At 30.0% G+C, this 19,648-nt stretch carries 20 protein-coding genes and 1 riboswitch; of the genes, 14 read left to right on the top strand and 6 right to left on the bottom strand.

Annotated elements, in window-relative coordinates; genetic code table 11:
- Positions 1-109: 109 nt before the first annotated feature.
- Positions 110-1,756: a glycoside hydrolase family 13 protein gene (locus tag HMPREF2881_RS05630; protein ID WP_002449830.1), complete on the top strand. Its 1,647-nt coding sequence runs from the start codon at positions 110-112 to the stop codon at positions 1,754-1,756.
- A gap of 53 nt (positions 1,757-1,809) precedes the next feature.
- Here HMPREF2881_RS05630 and HMPREF2881_RS05635 read toward each other — a convergent pair whose 3' ends face one another.
- A complete protein-coding gene (locus HMPREF2881_RS05635) occupies positions 1,810-2,676 on the bottom strand; it encodes an AraC family transcriptional regulator (protein ID WP_002449782.1) in 867 nt (288 codons plus the stop codon).
- Positions 2,677-2,887: 211 nt separating this feature from the next.
- On the bottom strand, positions 2,888-4,372 hold the full coding sequence (gene zwf / locus HMPREF2881_RS05640) for a glucose-6-phosphate dehydrogenase (RefSeq protein ID WP_002449753.1): 1,485 nt from the start codon (positions 4,370-4,372) through the stop codon (positions 2,888-2,890).
- Positions 4,373-4,617: 245 nt separating this feature from the next.
- Between zwf and rnz the strand changes: the two genes are divergently transcribed.
- Positions 4,618-5,538 (top strand): ribonuclease Z, encoded by a 921-nt coding sequence (gene rnz / locus HMPREF2881_RS05645; RefSeq protein ID WP_002449876.1) that lies wholly within the window; start codon positions 4,618-4,620, stop codon positions 5,536-5,538.
- A gap of 88 nt (positions 5,539-5,626) precedes the next feature.
- Here rnz and proC read toward each other — a convergent pair whose 3' ends face one another.
- The gene (gene proC / locus HMPREF2881_RS05650; RefSeq protein ID WP_002449763.1) at positions 5,627-6,442 is read right to left on the bottom strand and encodes a pyrroline-5-carboxylate reductase; all 816 of its coding nucleotides are present in this window, start codon (positions 6,440-6,442) and stop codon (positions 5,627-5,629) included.
- Positions 6,443-6,546: 104 nt separating this feature from the next.
- On the opposite strand from proC, the gene HMPREF2881_RS05655 reads away from it, so the two are divergent.
- Complete coding sequence (locus HMPREF2881_RS05655) at positions 6,547-7,305, top strand: SDR family NAD(P)-dependent oxidoreductase (RefSeq protein ID WP_002449837.1); 759 nt, start codon at positions 6,547-6,549, stop codon at positions 7,303-7,305.
- Positions 7,306-7,396: 91 nt separating this feature from the next.
- Here HMPREF2881_RS05655 and HMPREF2881_RS05660 read toward each other — a convergent pair whose 3' ends face one another.
- Positions 7,397-8,305 carry an aldo/keto reductase gene (locus tag HMPREF2881_RS05660; RefSeq protein ID WP_002449875.1) on the bottom strand — a complete coding sequence of 303 codons (909 nt, stop codon included), beginning with the start codon at positions 8,303-8,305 and terminating at the stop codon, positions 7,397-7,399.
- Positions 8,306-8,386: 81 nt separating this feature from the next.
- On the opposite strand from HMPREF2881_RS05660, the gene HMPREF2881_RS05665 reads away from it, so the two are divergent.
- The 3 genes from HMPREF2881_RS05665 (at position 8,387) to xerD (ending at position 10,531) form a co-directional block, all read left to right on the top strand.
- A complete protein-coding gene (locus HMPREF2881_RS05665) occupies positions 8,387-8,929 on the top strand; it encodes an NUDIX domain-containing protein (RefSeq protein WP_002449742.1) in 543 nt (180 codons plus the stop codon).
- A 100-nt stretch (positions 8,930-9,029) separates the two neighbouring features.
- Positions 9,030-9,476 (top strand): ferric iron uptake transcriptional regulator, encoded by a 447-nt coding sequence (locus HMPREF2881_RS05670; RefSeq protein ID WP_002449777.1) that lies wholly within the window; start codon positions 9,030-9,032, stop codon positions 9,474-9,476.
- Positions 9,477-9,643: 167 nt separating this feature from the next.
- Entirely contained in the window at positions 9,644-10,531 is an 888-nt protein-coding gene (gene xerD / locus HMPREF2881_RS05675; RefSeq protein ID WP_002449900.1) for a site-specific tyrosine recombinase XerD, read from the top strand.
- A gap of 25 nt (positions 10,532-10,556) precedes the next feature.
- Here xerD and HMPREF2881_RS05680 read toward each other — a convergent pair whose 3' ends face one another.
- Positions 10,557-11,060, bottom strand: coding sequence for a DUF309 domain-containing protein (locus tag HMPREF2881_RS05680; RefSeq protein ID WP_002449814.1), 504 nt, complete (start codon positions 11,058-11,060; stop codon positions 10,557-10,559).
- Positions 11,061-11,158: 98 nt separating this feature from the next.
- Between HMPREF2881_RS05680 and HMPREF2881_RS05685 the strand changes: the two genes are divergently transcribed.
- From HMPREF2881_RS05685 to HMPREF2881_RS05710, 6 genes are all read left to right on the top strand, one after another.
- The gene (locus HMPREF2881_RS05685) at positions 11,159-11,890 is read left to right on the top strand and encodes a segregation and condensation protein A (RefSeq protein WP_002449902.1); all 732 of its coding nucleotides are present in this window, start codon (positions 11,159-11,161) and stop codon (positions 11,888-11,890) included.
- Positions 11,883-12,416: an SMC-Scp complex subunit ScpB gene (gene scpB, locus HMPREF2881_RS05690; protein WP_002449749.1), complete on the top strand. Its 534-nt coding sequence runs from the start codon at positions 11,883-11,885 to the stop codon at positions 12,414-12,416. The genes HMPREF2881_RS05685 and scpB overlap by 8 nt, the downstream gene beginning before the upstream one ends.
- Before the next feature lies 1 nt (position 12,417).
- The gene (locus HMPREF2881_RS05695) at positions 12,418-13,155 is read left to right on the top strand and encodes a pseudouridine synthase (RefSeq protein ID WP_002449899.1); all 738 of its coding nucleotides are present in this window, start codon (positions 12,418-12,420) and stop codon (positions 13,153-13,155) included.
- A gap of 207 nt (positions 13,156-13,362) precedes the next feature.
- On the top strand, positions 13,363-14,088 hold the full coding sequence (locus HMPREF2881_RS05700; protein ID WP_002449874.1) for a response regulator: 726 nt from the start codon (positions 13,363-13,365) through the stop codon (positions 14,086-14,088).
- On the top strand, positions 14,072-15,838 hold the full coding sequence (locus HMPREF2881_RS05705) for an ATP-binding protein (protein WP_002455316.1): 1,767 nt from the start codon (positions 14,072-14,074) through the stop codon (positions 15,836-15,838). Before HMPREF2881_RS05700 ends, HMPREF2881_RS05705 begins: the two co-directional genes overlap by 17 nt.
- A gap of 245 nt (positions 15,839-16,083) precedes the next feature.
- Positions 16,084-16,211: riboswitch (FMN riboswitch) on the top strand.
- A gap of 64 nt (positions 16,212-16,275) precedes the next feature.
- A complete protein-coding gene (locus HMPREF2881_RS05710; RefSeq protein WP_002449844.1) occupies positions 16,276-16,821 on the top strand; it encodes an ECF transporter S component in 546 nt (181 codons plus the stop codon).
- An 83-nt stretch (positions 16,822-16,904) separates the two neighbouring features.
- On the opposite strand, the gene HMPREF2881_RS05715 is transcribed toward HMPREF2881_RS05710, so the two are convergent.
- Positions 16,905-17,153, bottom strand: a complete 249-nt coding sequence (locus tag HMPREF2881_RS05715; protein ID WP_002449743.1) for a ferredoxin — start codon at positions 17,151-17,153, stop codon at positions 16,905-16,907.
- Positions 17,154-17,249: 96 nt separating this feature from the next.
- Between HMPREF2881_RS05715 and HMPREF2881_RS05720 the strand changes: the two genes are divergently transcribed.
- Entirely contained in the window at positions 17,250-18,215 is a 966-nt protein-coding gene (locus HMPREF2881_RS05720; RefSeq protein ID WP_002449747.1) for a helix-turn-helix domain-containing protein, read from the top strand.
- Positions 18,196-19,575 carry a RecQ family ATP-dependent DNA helicase gene (locus HMPREF2881_RS05725; RefSeq protein WP_002488521.1) on the top strand — a complete coding sequence of 460 codons (1,380 nt, stop codon included), beginning with the start codon at positions 18,196-18,198 and terminating at the stop codon, positions 19,573-19,575. The genes HMPREF2881_RS05720 and HMPREF2881_RS05725 overlap by 20 nt, the downstream gene beginning before the upstream one ends.
- The last annotated feature ends 73 nt before the right edge of the window (positions 19,576-19,648 follow it).

The following is a 19,648-nucleotide window of genomic DNA, read 5'->3' on the forward strand; positions in this document are numbered from 1 at the left end:
ATTATATATTAAAGACTAACATTGACTATTAAAATAACTAACTCGAATACTATGATTTATTATTTCAAAGTTCATTTATTTACATAATATTTTCAAAGGAGCGATATAAATGGAAAAAAATTGGTGGAAAGAAGCCGTAGCATATCAAGTGTATCCAAGAAGTTTTAATGATAGCAATAATGATGGTATTGGTGATTTACCAGGGATGGTAGAAAAGTTGGACTATCTGAAAGATTTAGGTATTGATGTCATTTGGCTTAGCCCTATGTATAAATCTCCAAACGACGATAATGGTTATGATATTAGTGATTATCAAGATATTATGGAAGAATTTGGAACAATGGAAGACTTTAATCATTTGTTATCTGAGGTTCATAAGCGTGGAATGAAATTAATTTTAGACCTTGTTGTTAACCATACATCTGATGAACACCCATGGTTTATAGAATCTCGTTCTAGTAAAGATAATCCTAAACGAGATTGGTACATTTGGGCAGATCCTAAACCTGACGGTTCTGAACCTAATAATTGGGAGAGTATTTTCAATGGTTCAACATGGGAATATGATGACACAACAAAACAGTATTATTTCCATTTATTTAGTAAAAAGCAACCTGATTTAAATTGGAGTAATCCTGATGTTAGAGAAGCTGTTTTTAAAATGATGAATTGGTGGTTCGAAAAAGGAATTGATGGTTTTAGAGTCGATGCGATCACTCATATCAAAAAAACATTTGAAGCTGGTGATTTACCTGTTCCAAAAGGAAAACAATACGCTCCAGCATTTGATGTTGATATGAATCAACCAGGCATTCAAGATTGGCTTCAAGAAATGAAGGACAAATCACTTAGTCATTATGACATTATGACTGTTGGAGAAGCAAATGGCGTGAATCCAGATAATGCAAAAGAGTGGGTTGGAGAAAAAGAAGGTAAATTTAATATGATTTTCCAATTTGAACATTTAGGTTTATGGAGTACTGGAGACTCTAAATTTGATGTTTTATCTTATAAAAATGTATTAAACCGTTGGCAAAAACAACTAGAGGGTATAGGATGGAATGCACTATTTATCGAAAATCATGATCAACCTAGACGTGTTTCTACTTGGGGAGATGATAAAAAGTATTGGTTTGAATCTGCTACTAGCCATGCAGTGGTATATTTCTTACAACAAGGCACACCTTTTATTTATCAAGGTCAAGAAATTGGTATGACAAACTATCCATTTGAAAGTATTGAAACATTTAACGATGTTGCTGTAAAAACAGAATATCAAATTGTTAAATCTCAAGGTGGAGATGTTAATCAGTTATTAGATAAATATAAAATGGAGAATCGTGATAATTCTAGAACACCTATGCAGTGGACTAATGAAGTAAATGGAGGTTTTACTGAAGGTACGCCATGGTTCCCAGTCAATCCTAACTATAAAACAATAAATGTAGCACAACAATCCGAGGATTCAGATTCCGTTCTTAATTTTTATAAACGTCTAATTAAAATAAAAAAATCTGATGATATATATACTTATGGTGAATTTAATTTAATCGATGATGCGAACGAGAATATTTTTGCTTACACACGTAAACTCAATAATAAGACAGTTCTAGTTGCAGGAAATTTAACAGATCATGTTGCATCATTAAATTTACCATTCGAAGTTGAACCATCTCAAATTAAGCTACACAATTATAAAAATGATTTAGATATCACTAATATGAGACCTTTTGAAGCGTTCGTAGCCGAACTTTAATAGTAAAGCGTTAGATGACATAAGTTTAATAACTTAGTCATCTAACGCTTCTTTTATTCTATATCATAAGTTTCTTGTTTAATAGGTAGCCATAACTGTATTTTAGTGAACGGGTCCTCGAATGAGAGATCAAAAGGATAAATTTCAACATATAAGCTATTTTTTTCATAAGGTAGAGTAAGTTGTAAGCTGGATTCAATATAATACCAAGCTTCATTAACAGTATAATCCACTTGACCTTGCAAATTAAATTTTGCATAGTGTCGCCCTGGCAACAATCGACTTTCTAAGTGAGCTGGATAACGTTCACTAGGTACGCCCACAAATAATTCTACACCTTCATCTAAAGGACATGTAATAACAAATAACTCATATGGACTTATATTATTATATCGTTTTAATTCTTTTATTTTACCATCTAAATATAAATCTTCTAAAAAATCAGGAACTTTGTAAGGGTTAGATAGTTGATTAGCCTCAATATATTTTACATATCCAACTAAAGGTGTGTCTTTAGTTGTTTCTAGTCTGTAAGGGTATGGTGCTCTTTCTGTAGTTGTTAATTTAATATACAAACGTTCATTCATTTTTAGTTCTTCTTTTTTAGTAGAAGCTTGAATAGGAGATATTCCATGAAAATCACTAAAATCATTTGCAAAGTCATTGGAACTTAAATAATTATAGCGTTTTGCTACATCAACCAATCTCGAAGAACTTTGTATCATTTCTTTAGCAGCTTCAGTCATTTTTCGAGAGTGAGCATAACTTTCAGGAGGTTGTCCAACAATCATTTTAAACGATTGATCAAGATGGTAAGGGGAAAGACCAACGTAATCACTTAAATCTTGCAAATTAAAAGGCTCTAATAAATGATCTTCTATATATACAATTGCCTGTTGTATCTGCTTGATAACGTCCAAAACCTTCACTCCAATAAATTTACAATCAATACTAATATTTTACATTATTTTATAAAAATATACATCAATAATATAAAATTAAATTAAATTTTTAAATGACTCTTTCAATATTCAATTTAAAAAGGACAAGACCTTATTTTCAATGAGTGAAAATAATATAATATGTCTTATCCTTTATACATCTATCACATGAAGCTTCTAGTATATCTGTTTATTGAATATCGTCCCACCAATGATTTCCATCTCTGCTTAATAATAAATCACTTTCGATAGGGCCATTTGTCCCTGATTTATAATTAGGGAAGTTTGGATCAATCATGGTCCAATGTTCTTGAATAGCGTCTACAAATTTCCATGTAGATTTAAGTTCTTCCCAATGTGTAAAGTTGGTTGCATCACCTTTAAGACAATCGAATAACAAGTTTTCATATGCATCTACTGTGTTCATTTTATCTTGTGCACTCATAGCATAAGACAGTTGAACAGGCTTTGTTTCGATACCTTGAATACTTTTCTTAGCATTTAAGTGTAATGAAATCCCTTCATTAGGTTGAATATTAATAACTAATAAATTAGAATCTAGTAGTCGATCCGTTTGATAATATAAATTCATAGGAACTTCTTTAAATTCTACAACAACTTGTATACATTTAGACTTCATACGCTTACCAGTACGAATGTAGAATGGTACACCAGCCCAACGGAAGTTATCGATAGTTAATCTTCCAGAAACAAAGGTTGGTGTATTGGAATCAGACGCAACACGATCTTCATCTCTATAAGCGATAACACGTTGGTCATTAATAGTCCCTTCTCCATATTGTCCACGCACAAAGTTTTGATTGACTTCTTCAGGTTTTAATTGTCTTAAAGATTTTAATACTTTCACCTTTTCAGCTCGAATATCTTCACTTTTAAGACTAATAGGTGCTTCCATTGCTAGTAATGCAACCATTTGTAACATATGGTTTTGTACCATATCTTTTAATGCACCGCTCGATTCATAATAACCTCCACGATCCTCAACACCTAGTATTTCTGAAGAAGTGATTTGGATATTAGAGATATACTTATTATTCCAAAGAGGTTCAAACATCGCATTAGCAAATCGTAGAACTTCGATATTTTGCACCATATCTTTACCAAGATAGTGATCAATTCTGTATATTTCTTCTTCTTTAAATGATTGTCGTAATTGATTATTTAATTTTTCAGCAGATTTAAAATCACTACCAAATGGTTTTTCAATTACAAGGCGTTTAAATCCTTTAGTTTCAGTTAAGCCAGAAGCTTTTAAATAATCAGAAATTGGTCCAAAGAATTGAGGTGCCATTGCTAAATAGAATAGGCGATTACCTTCTAATTTAAATGTATCATCAAGTTCATTAGAGAATGTTAATAATTCATGATAACTTTCTTCTTCATTGACATCATTTTTAAAATAGAAAACATGTTCTATGAATTCATCGAGTCGATCAGTATCTTTGACGTGCGTTTGAATAGATTGTTTAACTTGTTCACGGAAAAAGTCGTTAGTATAATCTCTTCGACCAACGCCAATAATGGCAATATGGTCATCTAAATTATCTTGTTGATATAAATGGAATAAAGAAGGGAATAATTTTCTATGACTCAAATCTCCAGTTGCGCCAAATATAGTAATTAAACAAGGGATATGTTTAGTGTGTGTGTTCAAATTCAAAACCTCAATTCTTTAATTGCTATGATTAATTCATTATAAATTAAAACTGTTTTTCTTGATATGTTTTTGCCTAAAATTGTTGATAATATTTACAACATTAAACTAAATAACATACAATTTATTTTTTATAAGTTACATTATACCCTAAATTCTGATAAATTCATTTATTTTATTTCATATGATAACAAACTTATAGACGTATGATAAAATATATTATTGAAGAAAGAGGAGGCAAATGCATGGAAGTTACATTTTTTGGAACGAGTGCGGGTTTACCTACTAAAGATCGTAATACTCAAGCGATTGCTTTAAATTTAGAACCTTATTCAAATTCAGTATGGTTATTCGATGTAGGAGAGGGGACTCAACATCAAATTTTGCATCACTCAATAAAATTAGGCAAAGTTGATCATATTTTTATTACGCATATGCATGGCGACCACATTTTTGGATTACCTGGATTATTAACAAGTCGTTCATTCCAAGGTGGAGAAGATAAGCCATTGACGTTAATAGGGCCAACAGGTTTACAACAATTTATTGAAACTGCTTTGAAATTATCTGAATCTCATTTAAACTATCCTATTACATATATTGAAATTGATAATAATTTTACATATCATCATCATGGCTTTACAGTTTCATCAAGGTTATTAAATCATGGTATACCTTCATATGGTTATCGAATTGAGGCTCCTACAACACCAGGTACAATTGATGTAACTGCATTAAAGGCAATTGGACTAGAACCGGGTCCTAAATATCAAGAAGTAAAAATGTTTGATACTTTTGAATATAATAATCAAATTTATCTTTCTAAAGACTTTAAAGGTCCAGCCAAACCAGGACCTATTGTTACTATTTTTGGAGATACGAAACCGTGTGACAACGAATATATACTTGCAGAAAATGCGGATATTATGATTCATGAAGCAACATATATTGAAGGTGACAAAATTTTAGCAAATAACTATCATCATAGTCACATTGATGATGTATTTAGGTTAATTCATCAGTCTAATGTGAAGAAAAGTTTTATTACCCACCTAAGTAATCGATATAATTTAGAAGATATAGAAGAGATAAACCGTGCATTAAAAGAAATGAAAGATACACCAAACTTTGAGTTTGTTAAAGACTTCGATACATTCAAATTTTAAATAATATTAGCGTTTTATAATGATACGTAAAAACTCATAAAAAGCTATAACGATATGTATGACTTAATTTTCGTTATAGCTTTTTTTATTACTCATCTTCACTTTTAGAAAGGGCAATACTTCTATGAACTGCCGCGTCTAGACAGGCTTTAAAAATACTCTCAATATCATGTCGATCAAGTTCATTTAATCCAGCTTGTGTTGTACCACCTTTAGAGGTAATATTTTTTCTAAGTTGTTCCATACTTAAATCCGATCGTTCAATCATCTTACTTGTTCCAATAATGAGATTCTTAATGGATTCTTCAACTTGTTTCTTTTCAAGACCTAATGATGTTCCTGCTTTAACATATTGTTCAAATACGTGATATAAAAAAGCTGGTCCGCTTCCTGTAATAGCCGTCACTTGATGTAAATATTCTTCGTCAACTTCAATAACTGAGCCAAAAGCACTAATTAATTCTGTTACTTCATCTTTAGAATGAGGATCGAAATTACCAGAAAAACTAATACCTGTCACTGAATGACCTACCTGTGCATTTGTATTAGGCATAATTCTAGCAACAGGATTATTCGTTTCTAACTTTTCTCGGATATAATTTATCGATAAACCAGCCATAATAGATATAAAACGATGGTCTGATTGTATATGTGATTTAATACGTGATGCGACCGTTTCAAAATCATGAGGTTTAGTACCTAAAAAAACATAATCTGCATCTTTTAATAAAAATGCATCATCGTAACTGTATTTTACTCCTAATTCTTTCGCAAATAATTTTAAAGTATTCTCATTTGATTTATTTGTTAAATAAATATCGTTATGATTTAATATTTTAGAATCAATAATTCCTTTAAAAATGGCTTGTGCCATGTTACCAGCGCCATAAAATACTAACTTCATAAAATAGCACCATCCTTACCCTTAATTGATAAAACTATAGTAACATATTCATTATAATTATTATCAAAAATTAACTATACTTGTTAGATAGGAGAGACTCATCAGTGATTGTAGGTAAACATTTCATCGTAACTGGAGGAACTAGTGGCTTAGGTTTAGAAATAACGAAAAAATTATTAAAAAAAGGTGCATATATTACCCTCATTGTTCGTAGTACGGAGAAATTCGAAAATATTAATTTTAATCCGTACAAACATCGTGTTTCAATGATTAAATGTAATTTACAAGATACTTCACAAATAGATACTATTTCTAAATCCCTTTGTTATCCGATTGACGGAATTATTTATAGTGCAGGTTTAGGCTTTTTTAAATCAATACAATCTCATTCGTTAGAAGAAACCTTGGAGACTTATGATGTGAATGTGCTTGGTTTTATTACATTATTTAAAACTGTTAAACCATATTTAACAATGAATGCTTCTATAGTGGCTATTTCAAGTCAGGCAGCATTTGTAACGCAAGCGAACGCTGCATTTTATGGCTCATCTAAAGCTGCTTTAAATGGCGTATTAAATGCTCTAAGAATTGAGGAGCAAGGCTTTCATGTTATGACTGTTAATCCAGGTCCCATTAATACACCATTTCACAAAAAAGCAGATCCATCATTGAAGTACGCTAATAAATATGCATCACTAATGATAGATCCTAAAATACTCGCAGAAGATATCGTTAAAGGTATCATCACTCGTAAAGTAGAAATTAACAAGCCGCTATGGATGAATCCACTATTAAAACTTTACCAATTAGCTCCTAGAAAAATTGAAAAATATTTTACTTCATTGTTTAAAAATAAAATATAATTTAACCTAAAAAAATGATGAAGCATTCATCATAGATACTTCATCACTTGTACTTTACATCAACGATTGTTTATAAGAATTTATTAATTAATTACTCAAGATGCTGAGTATATTCTAAATCTTTCACGCGGTGACGTGCAGATTTAATTTGATCCAAACTTACTGTTTTATTAAAATTAGTAATATTATCTTTTAATTGTGAAACAGAACTTGCACCAACAATAATAGATCCTAATGCATCATGGGATTTTAAATATTCGAATGATAAAGCACTTAAATTACTTTCAACTTCCTTAACAGAAGCAATCGTTTCTCCTAATTCATGATAATTATAGTCAAAAATACCATCTGAGAATTTCTGATCAAGTACATTAACACTATTTGAAGTAAGTAACCCTTTAAACACGGGACCACGTGCTAAAACTTTTACACCATGAGAATGAATGTGATTCAAAAGACGTTCTGGACGATTATCAATAAGATTAAATTGAGACATAATCGTTTCTATTTGACTATGTTTTAAATAATACTCAATCACGTTAGGTCTAATAGAAGAAATTCCATAAGCTTTGATTACACCTTCTTTTTTCAGTTCATCGAATGCACTAATCGTCTCATCTAGGGGATCATCAATTGTACCACCGTGAAGTTGATAAAGATCTAACTGTTCTAAACCTAAACGTTTTAAAGAACTTTTAACACTTTCTTTAATATATTTTTTTGAAGGATCCCAAGTAGTACTACCATCATTAAGCGGTCTATTTCCTACTTTTGTTCCTATAACAATATCATCTCTATTTTGATATTTCTTTAAAGACTTTCCAACAATGTCTTCATTGACACCTCTATCATAAATATCTGCGGTATCAAAATATGTGATACCATTTTCAATTGCACACTCAATGATTTCCTCTGCGTGATGGTATTCTGTGCCTAAACTCATACACCCTAAACCTAGTTCCGAAATTTCAATGCCACTTTTTAATATATTTTTTTGCATGAACAATCTCCTTCCGATACACTTTAGTTAACGCATTTATCTTATCAATTTATTAACTTAATGAAAAGGGACGTGGATATAATGGACTTTAATGAAAAAACTTTTGATAGAACAGTCATTTATAATGGTAAAATTATCGATCTAGAACTACACGATGTGGAGTTACCAGACGGGAAAACTTCCAAGAGAGAAATTATCAAGCATAATGGTGCTGTGGCAATTTGCGCTATTACTCCAGAAAAAGAAGTATTATTGGTTAAACAATATCGTAAACCTATTGAAAAACCCTTGTTAGAAATTCCAGCAGGTAAACTAGAAGAAGATGAAGAAAGAGAAGAAGCAGCTAAACGCGAATTAGAAGAAGAAACTGGCTACAAAGCTAATCATCTAACATTCATCACTCATATGTATGGTTCTCCAGGATTTTCAAATGAGAAACTAACCATTTATTTTACTGATAATTTAAGTGAAGGAGAATTGAATCTGGATGATGACGAATTTGTAGAATTGCATAAAATACACTTAGATGATATCCATGCACTTTTAGAAAATCATGAAATTGAAGATGCGAAAACAATGATTGCTTTACAATATGTATTATTAAATTATAATCATTCTAAATAAGACGTGATAACTACTTGATTTTTACTAAATTTATTGGTAATTTATTAATTGAAATAATTTAATTTAAAATGATTATAATTAATTGAGGAGTGATGCTCCCGTGGAAGAACGTCTAAATAGAGTAAAACAACAATTACAGCAATCTTCTTACAAATTAACGCCTCAACGCGAAGCAACAGTTCGTGTGTTAATTGAAAATGAAAAAGATCATCTAAGTGCTGAAGACGTATATTTAAAGGTAAAAGATAAAGCACCTGAAATAGGTTTAGCTACTGTTTATCGAACTTTAGAACTACTTGCTGAATTAAAAGTAGTAGATAAAATTAATTTTGGTGATGGCGTAGCACGATTTGATTTGAGAAAAGAAGGTGCTAAACATTTTCATCATCACTTAGTTTGTATGGAATGTGGTAAGGTAGAGGAAATTCATGAAGATTTATTACCAAAAGTGGAAGAACGTGTTGAATCAGAATATCAATTTAAAATTTTGGATCATCGCTTAACATTTCACGGTATATGTTCAGAATGTCAAGCTAAAGGTAAATAATAAGTTAAACCTAATAAAGTGTTGTATCAACTTTATATGCAAATGCCTAGAAGAGCTTTTCAAGATAAAAAAAAGTGATATGTAATAATTAATCGATAGAAGGTGTGAAATTAAGAATCAACTTTGAATTCTATTTCATACCTTTTTTATATAAACAGAGGTGTAATATGAATACGATTATTGAAGAATTCTTAAAATTTATTCAAATTGAAAAGGGATTGAGTGACAATACTATCGGCGCATATCGACGCGATTTAGCTAAATATGAAGAGTACATGAAAGAACATAAAATTGCTCATATCGATTTTATTGATCGCCAAGTCATACAAGAATGCTTAGGATATTTAATAGACCAAGGTGCTTCAGCTAAATCAATGGCGCGTTTTATCTCTACAATTCGCAATTTTCATCAATTTGCACTTAGAGAAAAATATGCCGCTAAAGATCCAACAGTCTTAATTGAAACTCCGAAATATGAGAAGAAGTTACCCGATGTTTTAGAAGTTGAGGAAGTACTTCAACTTTTAGAAACACCGGACTTAAATAAGAAAAATGGGTATCGTGATCGTACAATATTAGAATTATTATATGCGACTGGCATGCGTGTTTCGGAACTGATACAAATTAATATTGAGGATATCAATCTTATTATGGGATTTGTTAGAGTATTTGGTAAAGGTAATAAAGAACGAATTATACCATTAGGAGACACTGTGATTGAATTTCTAGATACGTATTTAGAAAAGGTACGTCCTCAACTTTTGAAAAAGACTATTACGAATGTATTATTTTTAAATATGCACGGTAGACCTTTAACTAGACAAGGAATATGGAAAATGATTAAACAATATGGTTTGAAGGCCAATATTAATAAAACTTTAACCCCTCATACGTTGAGACATTCATTTGCTACACATCTTTTAGAAAATGGGGCAGATCTAAGAGCAGTTCAAGAAATGCTTGGTCATTCAGATATTTCAACGACACAACTTTATACACATGTGTCTAAATCCCAAATAAGACAAATGTATAATCAATTTCATCCTAGAGCTTAAAATAAAAGAAAGAAAAGTGAATTATTTAACTTTTCTTTCTTTTATTTTTAAGTGCTTTTTTTCTAGCTGCAATGATATCGCTTCTATCTCTTAGACGATGACAATGAACAATCATGTCATCATTGTTAATTTGTTTCTTATATTCATAATTAGGATATAAATTGATAAGTTCCCTTTCTATTGAAGATGTAATTGGCAACTGTATTGGTTGAAATGTCTGATCATGTTTCACTTTTTCTATTTGATTTTGAATCAATAAAGTAAATTCATTGACCTTTAAACCTAGTGTATCCTTATCCTTTGCATGCTTAAATGTATATAACGCTTTTTTAAAGCTTTTTAATGCACCTAACTTATTACATCGTCTATAGTGATACATGGCAGTTGAAAATAGTATTAAACTCACTATAGCATCTTTCTTAGAAAAATTAGGGTTAGACTTCCATAATTCTTCTAAAATATCATGACATAAAAAATAATGTTGGTGTGTATGAAATTGATAGTAGAATTGACTTAATGCTTTATTCATGAATACTCCCCCTTAATTTAATTCTAATATATATTCATGCTATAATATTTAGGTGAATTATGCACAATTTAGATTTTATAATACAAGGAAGTTAATTTATGTACGAAGTTAAATTAGATGCTTTTAATGGCCCATTAGATTTACTTCTTCATTTAATTCATAAATATGAAATAGATATTTATGATATACCAATGAAAGCTTTAACTGAACAATATATGCAATATGTTCATGCAATGAAAGAAGTTGAAATTAATATTGCAAGTGAATATTTAGTGATGGCTTCAGAATTATTAATGATAAAAAGTAGATTATTATTGCCACAACAAGAAACTGAAAATGACTTAGAAGAAGATCCTCGTGAGGACCTTGTAGGTCGTTTAATCGAATATCAAAATTATAAAGAATATTCTTTACTATTAACAGAATTAAAAAAAGAACGAGAATTATATTATACTAAATCACCAGCTGATTTATCTCACTTGGAAAAAGAAACGCATTGGGACAAAAATCAAACGATTGATTTGACTCAACTGATTGTTGCATACCAAAGAGTAAAAAATAGAGTAGCATTAAATACGCCAAAAGTAGTTGAAATTTCAAAAGATACTTTTACAATTCAACAAGCTACTGAAGTGGTTGCTAAACATTTAGAGAAACAAACAGCATTTAACTTCTTTAGTTTATTTAACTTTAATGAACCTGTGAGTAAAGTCGTTACACATTTCTTAGCAATATTAGAAATGGCTAAAGCAGGTCTTATTAATATAGAACAGTCAAATAACTTTGAAGACATCAATATCATTAGAGGAGTGAACTATGCGATTGGATAACCTTGGAATTATAGAGTCCTTATTATTTACTGTAGGCGATGAAGGACTGGAAGCACGTCAGCTTGCAGATATTTTAAAAATGGATTTAGATGAACTTGATCAATTAATTTCGACGTATCATTCAAAAGGTCTTGAAATACAAAGATATGGTTCCATTTATATGTTAACCTCCAAAAAAGAGTGTGCACCTTTTATCGAAGTACTAGTGAAGCAAAAAGCAAACATGAAATTATCTCAAGCTGCTATGGAGACACTATCAATTATTGCTTATAATCAACCATTAACTAGAAGTGATATCGAAATAACAAGAGGTATCAATTCTGATGGTGCAGTGAGAACATTAATTGCTAGAGGACTTATTGAAGCAAAAGACATGGAGAATTCGCGGAGTCATTTACTCATGACTACTGATTTATTTTTAAATGTTTTTGGAATGAAATCAATAGAAGAATTACCATCTACTGAAGAAGATAACGAAGAGATTGAGAATTTCTTTAGTACACTTACAAATCAAAAGGAGAAATAAAATGAATAAAGATTTAGAAAGACTTCAAAAACGAATTGCTAACAGTGGATATACCTCTCGAAGAAAGGCAGAAACTTTAATCACTGAAGGTAAAGTGAAAGTAAATGGTCAAGTAGTTACAGAACTTGGAACGAAAGTTAAATCTTCAGACACTGTTGAAGTTGAAGGAATTAAAATTGAGCAAGAAGATAAAATTTATATTCTGTTCTATAAACCAACGCAAGTTATTACTAGTGTTTCAGATGATAGAGGTAGAACGGTTGTAACAGATTATTTTAAAGATTTAGAAGCAAGAATTTATCCAGTTGGACGATTAGACTATGATACTTCAGGGTTATTATTACTTACAAATGATGGTGAATTTACTAACCTAATGACTCATCCCAGATATCATATTCAAAAAAAATATGTTGCAAAATTAAAAGGGTATTTAATGAGAGAAGAAGTTAAATCATTAGAACAAGGAATTGAATTAGAGGATGGTTTTACACAACCTGCTCAAGTTAAAATAAAAAATCAAAATAAAGAAAAAAATACGACACTGGTTGAAATAACTATTAGCGAAGGTAGAAATAGACAAGTTCGACGTATGTTCGAACATTTTAATCACACCGTCGATAAATTAATACGAATCGAATTTGGAAATCTTAATTTAAAAGGATTAAATGCAGGTGAAGGTAGAGTATTAACACCTCATGAGGTGAAAATATTAAGACATATGGCTGAAAATGGTAATTAATTCGAAATAACTTAACAATACAAAGTATATTCTCAATTACAATGTGTATTCTTTTTTTATTTATTCACTGTAATAATAAATCATAGGTTCTACATTAAAAAAGATATTTTGATATTTTTTTCACAAAGTCAATTGAATAGAAAGCTTTAATATAGTGAATATGCTATAATTAAAATGGTATAGAGCATGTGTAGGAGGTATATTGTAATGACGAATGAAATATTAATTGTAGACGATGAAGATAGAATCAGAAGATTATTAAAACTTTACTTAGAAAGAGAATCGTTTACTATCCATGAAGCAAGTGATGGTAAAGAAGCATATGAACTTGCTATGGAAAATGACTATGCGTGCATTCTTTTAGATTTAATGTTGCCTGAAATGGATGGTATTGAAATGTCGTCAAAATTACGTGAGCATAAAGATACGCCTATTATTATGCTTACAGCTAAGGGCGAAGAAACTAATCGTGTGGAAGGGTTCGAATCAGGTGCAGATGATTATATAGTGAAGCCTTTCTCTCCCCGAGAAGTCGTATTAAGAGTGAAAGCATTACTACGTAGAACTCAAACATCTAAACCAGAACAAAGCGAACCACATGCAAGAGATGTCATTGAGTTTAATCATCTTATTATCGATAATGATGCGCATCGTGTATTAGCGGATCAACAACAAGTGAATTTAACTCCAAAAGAATATGAGTTATTAATATACTTAGCAAAAACACCTAATAAAGTATTTGATCGTGAACAACTATTAAAAGAAGTTTGGCATTATGAATTTTATGGTGATTTAAGAACTGTAGACACACATGTTAAACGATTAAGAGAAAAATTAAATCGAGTTTCTGAAGAAGCAGCACATATGATTCAAACCGTTTGGGGTGTCGGTTACAAATTTGAGGTCAATACAAATGATGAATCGTCTAAATAGTGTTGTTATAAAACTGTGGTTAACTATAATATTTATAGTAACGACAGTTTTAATTTTATTAAGTGCAGCATTAATTACATTTATTCAATATTATTACACCCAACAAACAGAAAATGCTATAAGAGAAGATGCTTCAAGAATTAGTCACCTTGTTGAAAAAGCTGATAACAAGTCACTTGCCATACAACATAGTCAGGAATTGATTGATGGCACAGGTGGCGTTATTATTATGTCTAATAAAAATATGTCAGCAGAAAAATCATATAATTTGATTAAAAAAAGAATGTTAAAAGAAATTCAAAACAACGACAACTTTAATAAAGTATTTAATACAGGGAAATCTGCCACACAAAATGTCACAATAAGTGAAAAAGGGACATCCCATTCTTATATTCTTTTAGGATATCCGATGCAATCTCAAGATCGTAAGCATGCTAAGTTTAGCGGAGTATTTATATATCAAGATTTAAAAACAATTGAAGATACTAATAATGCAATTACCATTATTATTTTAATTACTGCTATTGTATTTTTTATTGTTTCAACGATTTTTGCGTTCTTTTTATCTAATCGTATTACTAAACCACTTAGAAAATTAAGTACACAGGCAATTAATGTATCGAATGGAGATTACTCTCAAAAAACAACCGTAAATACGAAAGATGAAATTGGTGAACTTTCTTATACTTTTAATAATATGAGTTATAAAATTCAAGAGCACATTGAAGCTTTATCTACTCAAAAAAATATTCGTGATCGTTTATTTAATTCTATGATTGAAGGTGTAGTGGGTTTAAATGATAAAAGTGAAATTATTTTATCTAACAAAATGGCAGACCAAATACTACCGACAATTGATAAATCTATTTATTCAGAAATTAAAAATCAAATTAATGCCACGTTTCATTCAAAAGGCACAGAGTTTAATGAATATGCAATAAACTCTAAGTATTATGTATTTATAATGAGTTATATTGATCGTATTCAACAAGATGGTCGTAGTGGAATTGTAATCATCATAAGAGATATGACAAATGAACATAATCTTGATCAAATGAAAAAAGATTTTATCGCAAACGTATCCCATGAACTCCGTACACCGATTTCGTTATTACAAGGTTATACTGAATCGATAGTTGATGGCATTGTAACAGAACCTAACGAAATCAAAGAATCACTATCAATTGTATTAGATGAAACAAAACGACTTAATCGCCTTGTCAACGAGCTTTTAAATGTTGCAAGAATGGATGCGGAAGGATTAACCATTAATAAAGAAATACAGCCCATAATGCCATTATTACGCAAAATACAACTTAAATACCGTCAACAAGCACAAGATTTAGAACTAAACATAGACTTGTTACCAAATATTAATGAAGATGATTTATGGAATTACGATGCTGATCGAATTGATCAAGTACTCACAAACTTAATTGATAATGCAACACGCTATACACACCCTGGAGATTCAATTACGATTACTGCTAATAAAGATAGTCAGTATCAAATTTTAAATATAAACGACACAGGTAGCGGTATTGCTCCTGAACATCTTGATCATGTATTTGATCGTTTTTATAAAGTAGAAGCTTCTAGAACTAGGGGTAAACAAGGAACTGGTTTAGGATTATTTATTAGTAAGATGATTATTCAAGAGCATGGCGGAATTATTTCTGTAGAAAGTACAGTGAATAAAGGCACAACCTTTATTATTAAATTACCTAAACCTTCTATAGATTCTAAATAATTAACTTTCAACAAAATAGGATTAAATATCCAAATTTTTTGAGATTATGTTCTTCAAAGTTAAAGATAAAACTTTGAAGAGCATTTTTATATCTATAGTTTTTTAAATATAATATTTCATGTCATATTAATTTAAAATCAGTCGATGAAACTGATGAAACATATCTCTCATTTTTATAAATAAACAGACATATTGCAATGAAAGATTTATTCGTGTAATATAAATTTTAAATGATAAATTCAATAATTCATCTTCGGGGTAGGGTGTAATTCCCAACCGGCAGTAATTTGAGCCTGCGACCTGCTTCAATAGAAGTGGCTGATTCAGTGTAAATCTGAAGCCGACAGTATAGTCTGGATGGGAGAAGGTGGAGGTTTTTTGTTGTGTAAAAGTATCCTCCAATTCTTAGTAAGATGAATGGAAGGAGAAAACTGAATATGCAACAAAATAAACGTTTAATTACCATAAGTATGTTGAGTGCAATTGCATTCATATTAACATTTTTGAAATTTCCGTTACCATTTTTGCCTCCATACTTAACATTAGATTTTAGTGATGTACCGACTTTATTAGCTACTTTTATTTTTGGTCCTTTATCTGGTCTTCTTGTAGCATTAATTAAAAATATATTAAATTTCTTATTTAATATTGGCGATCCTGTTGGGCCTGTGGCAAATTTTTTAGCTGGAGCTAGTTTTTTACTAACAGCTTATTTTGTTAGTCATCGTAAACAATATTCATCTCGTCGTTCACTAATTATAGGATTAGTTGCCGGTACTATTGCAATGACTATCGTTTTAAGTATTTTAAATTATTTTGTCTTACTACCTTTATATGGTATGATATTTAATCTTGGTGATGTGTTTACTAATTTAAAAGTAATCATTTTATCTGGTATTATTCCTTTTAATATTATTAAAGGATGTGTCATATCGATCATTTTTATCTTGCTATATCGCCGTTTAAAAAAAGTGTTGAAATAAAATTAAAACCTCCGATGACTTCTAAGTAGGAATCATCGGAGGTTTTATATTATAATTATGGTAATACAATTTTATTTACAGATTTATTCAAATTTTAAGGCATCTCCATCAAAAGGCTCTTCTTCAATTTTAATTGAATCAGTTGGACAGCCTTCAAGAGCATCTTCCATATCTTCATATAATTCTTCTGGTACTTCTGCAGTACCTTGATTATCGTCAAGGATTACGAAAGCAATACCTTCGTCATCATAATCGTAAATATCTGGTGCAGCAGCGCCACAAGCACCACAAGCAATACATGTATCCATATCAACGATTGTGTACTTTGCCATTTTATTCGCCTCCTTTGATAAAAATGCTACACTAGTCATAATAAATAATTTTATTATATTCTAGATATAAAAGTTCTATAAAAGAGGAGTTCACTCATGCAAGAAATGATTAGTTATGTTAAACATCACTCATTCAATTATAAAACTAATAAAAGTATATATAATATTTTAAGTGGAAAAAAGTCACATCAAACGTTTTTTGATGCGAGCTCTCAACAACTTTTATCATTATATCATAGTTTACCTAAATTAAAATATCAGACATTTGAACGACTTTTGAATAAAAATGATATAAAAGAATTAAATGTCAAGGTGCATCCTCGGTTCACTTATGACAGTCTTAATAATACTTTTAAATGTATTCAATTATTAATTCAGACGATATCTCAATATCTCCATCATCAACTTAAATTCGTACCAATGAACCAACAAGTTATTATTCAAAATAAAGTTAAAAAGATTTATGGAACTATTATTAAAAATGATTTAATAAAAGATTTTGAAAATGAAGTGACTGATTTATTTCAAGCAATCAGTTTAAATAACAATAATAAGTGTTACCTTCATTATTATTTGCATGGTTATGATGAGCCTATGTATACAAGACAACAGGTAAGTTTGATTGAGAATATTTCTATTTCAAAATTATATACATTAGAATTGAATAATTTAGTCACCTTAGGAAGTGAAATTGAAAATAAACAACGTTATCCTATATTGTCTGAATGTATTATTCTTTCATCATTATTAAATAAAACATCTATTACTCAACAATATCTTCATCAAGGTTTGAGTTTAAATGAAATTGCAATTGCACAGAATGTTAAACTCAATACAATAGAAGATCATATTTTAGAATTATTTATTAAAGGCTATGAGAAAAATTACGAAAATTACGTAGAGAAAAAAGATGTTTTTCAATTTACTCAATACTATACAGAGCATAAAGGAGAAAGATTAAAAATATATAAACAAGAGTTTGACCATTTATCATACTTTGAAATTAAACTCATGATTGTTGGGATAGAAAGAGGTGAAATCAATGTTAGAGAACAATCTTAAACAATGGTTTGGACATGAAAGTTTTCACCCAGGTCAGAAAGAAGTTATAGAAAGTGTGTTACAAGGCAATCATACACTTGGTGTTTTGCCAACAGGTAGTGGGAAAAGTCTGTGTTACCAATTTCCAACTTATATGCAACAAAAACCTACTCTTATTATTTCACCGCTAATTTCTTTAATGGACGATCAAGTGATGCAACTTAAATCTCAAGGTGAACGAAAGGTTGTATGTATTCATTCAGGTATGGATGAACAAGAAAAGAAGGAAAATATCAATTTATTAAATCAAAGTCGTTTTATATTTCTAAGTCCTGAATTTATTCTTCAATCTCATCATTTCAATTTAATTAAAAACATCCCATTTGGTTTAGTAGTATTAGATGAAGCGCATTGCTTATCAGAATGGGGATATGATTTCAGACCGCATTACGCACTTATCGGTCAAATCACTCATCATTTTAAATTAGCGACTATTTTAGCATTAACTGCTACTGCACCGCCACATTTAACAAGTGATTTAGAACATATTTTAAAAGTTAAATTAAACACTATACAAACTACTATGAATCGTAAAAATATTTCGTTATCACATTTTAATTTCAAGGATGACGACGAAAAAATAGAATGGTTATTGAAATTTATTGAATCTTCAGGTCCCACAATTATTTATGTATCATCTAAGAAAATATGCTTACAACTCGCAAAACTCATTTATCAACATGGATATTTAACTGGTATTTATCATGGGGATTTAACTTATCAAGAACGTCAAACTGTTCAAAATCAATTTATTAATAATTTTATTCCAGTTATTGTAGCTACTAGTGCTTTTGGAATGGGGGTTAATAAAAAAGACATTCGGACTGTGATTCATTTTCATTTATCATCTAGTCCTTCAAATTATTTACAAGAAATTGGAAGAGCTGGGAGAGATGGAAAACAAAGTCAAGCGATTAGTCTATATCAACCAGACGATGCTTATATTCTAGAGACGTTACTATTTAATGATGCTATCGTAACAGAAGATGTCGAAACTTTTGAGCTAGGCGCATTCCTTCCACCTAATAAAGAAGAAATTTTAACAGTATTACACCAAAATTATACATTTAAAGAATTGAAACACATTTTTAAAACCTCATATATACGTAAACAAGCTGGTTATCAAAGAATTATAGGTTATACTCGTATAGATCAATGTAGAAAAAAATTTTTATTGGAATTTTTTGGAGAATCTCCTAATCAACCTAATGAATGTTGTGACAATGATTCAGATTTAAGTAAAATTGAGTGTTACAACAGAAAAAAAGTTAAAAGACAATTTACTTTCAATGAAAAAATTAAAAACTTATTTAGAGTTTAGTGACTTTACTTTACTAAAATATTTTATACAGGATATAATTAAATTACATAGTGATTTATAAGAAATTTAAAAA

It is taken from the genome of Staphylococcus sp. HMSC057A08, assembly GCF_001812925.1.
GTDB lineage: Bacteria > Bacillota > Bacilli > Staphylococcales > Staphylococcaceae > Staphylococcus > Staphylococcus hominis.

Bases quoted from the DNA above. Each gene is read 5' to 3' on its own strand.
- HMPREF2881_RS05630 (WP_002449830.1), top strand. From the start codon at position 110: ATGGAAAAAAATTGGTGGAAAGAAGCCGTAGCATATCAAGTGTATCCA.
- rnz (WP_002449876.1), top strand. From the start codon at position 4,618: ATGGAAGTTACATTTTTTGGAACGAGTGCGGGTTTACCTACTAAAGAT.
- proC (WP_002449763.1), bottom strand. From the start codon at position 6,442: ATGAAGTTAGTATTTTATGGCGCTGGTAACATGGCACAAGCCATTTTT.
- HMPREF2881_RS05660 (WP_002449875.1), bottom strand. From the start codon at position 8,305: ATGCAAAAAAATATATTAAAAAGTGGCATTGAAATTTCGGAACTAGGT.
- HMPREF2881_RS05665 (WP_002449742.1), top strand. From the start codon at position 8,387: ATGGACTTTAATGAAAAAACTTTTGATAGAACAGTCATTTATAATGGT.
- xerD (WP_002449900.1), top strand. From the start codon at position 9,644: ATGAATACGATTATTGAAGAATTCTTAAAATTTATTCAAATTGAAAAG.
- HMPREF2881_RS05680 (WP_002449814.1), bottom strand. From the start codon at position 11,060: ATGAATAAAGCATTAAGTCAATTCTACTATCAATTTCATACACACCAA.
- HMPREF2881_RS05685 (WP_002449902.1), top strand. From the start codon at position 11,159: ATGTACGAAGTTAAATTAGATGCTTTTAATGGCCCATTAGATTTACTT.
- HMPREF2881_RS05695 (WP_002449899.1), top strand. From the start codon at position 12,418: ATGAATAAAGATTTAGAAAGACTTCAAAAACGAATTGCTAACAGTGGA.
- HMPREF2881_RS05700 (WP_002449874.1), top strand. From the start codon at position 13,363: ATGACGAATGAAATATTAATTGTAGACGATGAAGATAGAATCAGAAGA.
- HMPREF2881_RS05705 (WP_002455316.1), top strand. From the start codon at position 14,072: ATGAATCGTCTAAATAGTGTTGTTATAAAACTGTGGTTAACTATAATA.
- HMPREF2881_RS05710 (WP_002449844.1), top strand. From the start codon at position 16,276: ATGCAACAAAATAAACGTTTAATTACCATAAGTATGTTGAGTGCAATT.
- HMPREF2881_RS05715 (WP_002449743.1), bottom strand. From the start codon at position 17,153: ATGGCAAAGTACACAATCGTTGATATGGATACATGTATTGCTTGTGGT.
- HMPREF2881_RS05720 (WP_002449747.1), top strand. From the start codon at position 17,250: ATGCAAGAAATGATTAGTTATGTTAAACATCACTCATTCAATTATAAA.
- HMPREF2881_RS05725 (WP_002488521.1), top strand. From the start codon at position 18,196: ATGTTAGAGAACAATCTTAAACAATGGTTTGGACATGAAAGTTTTCAC.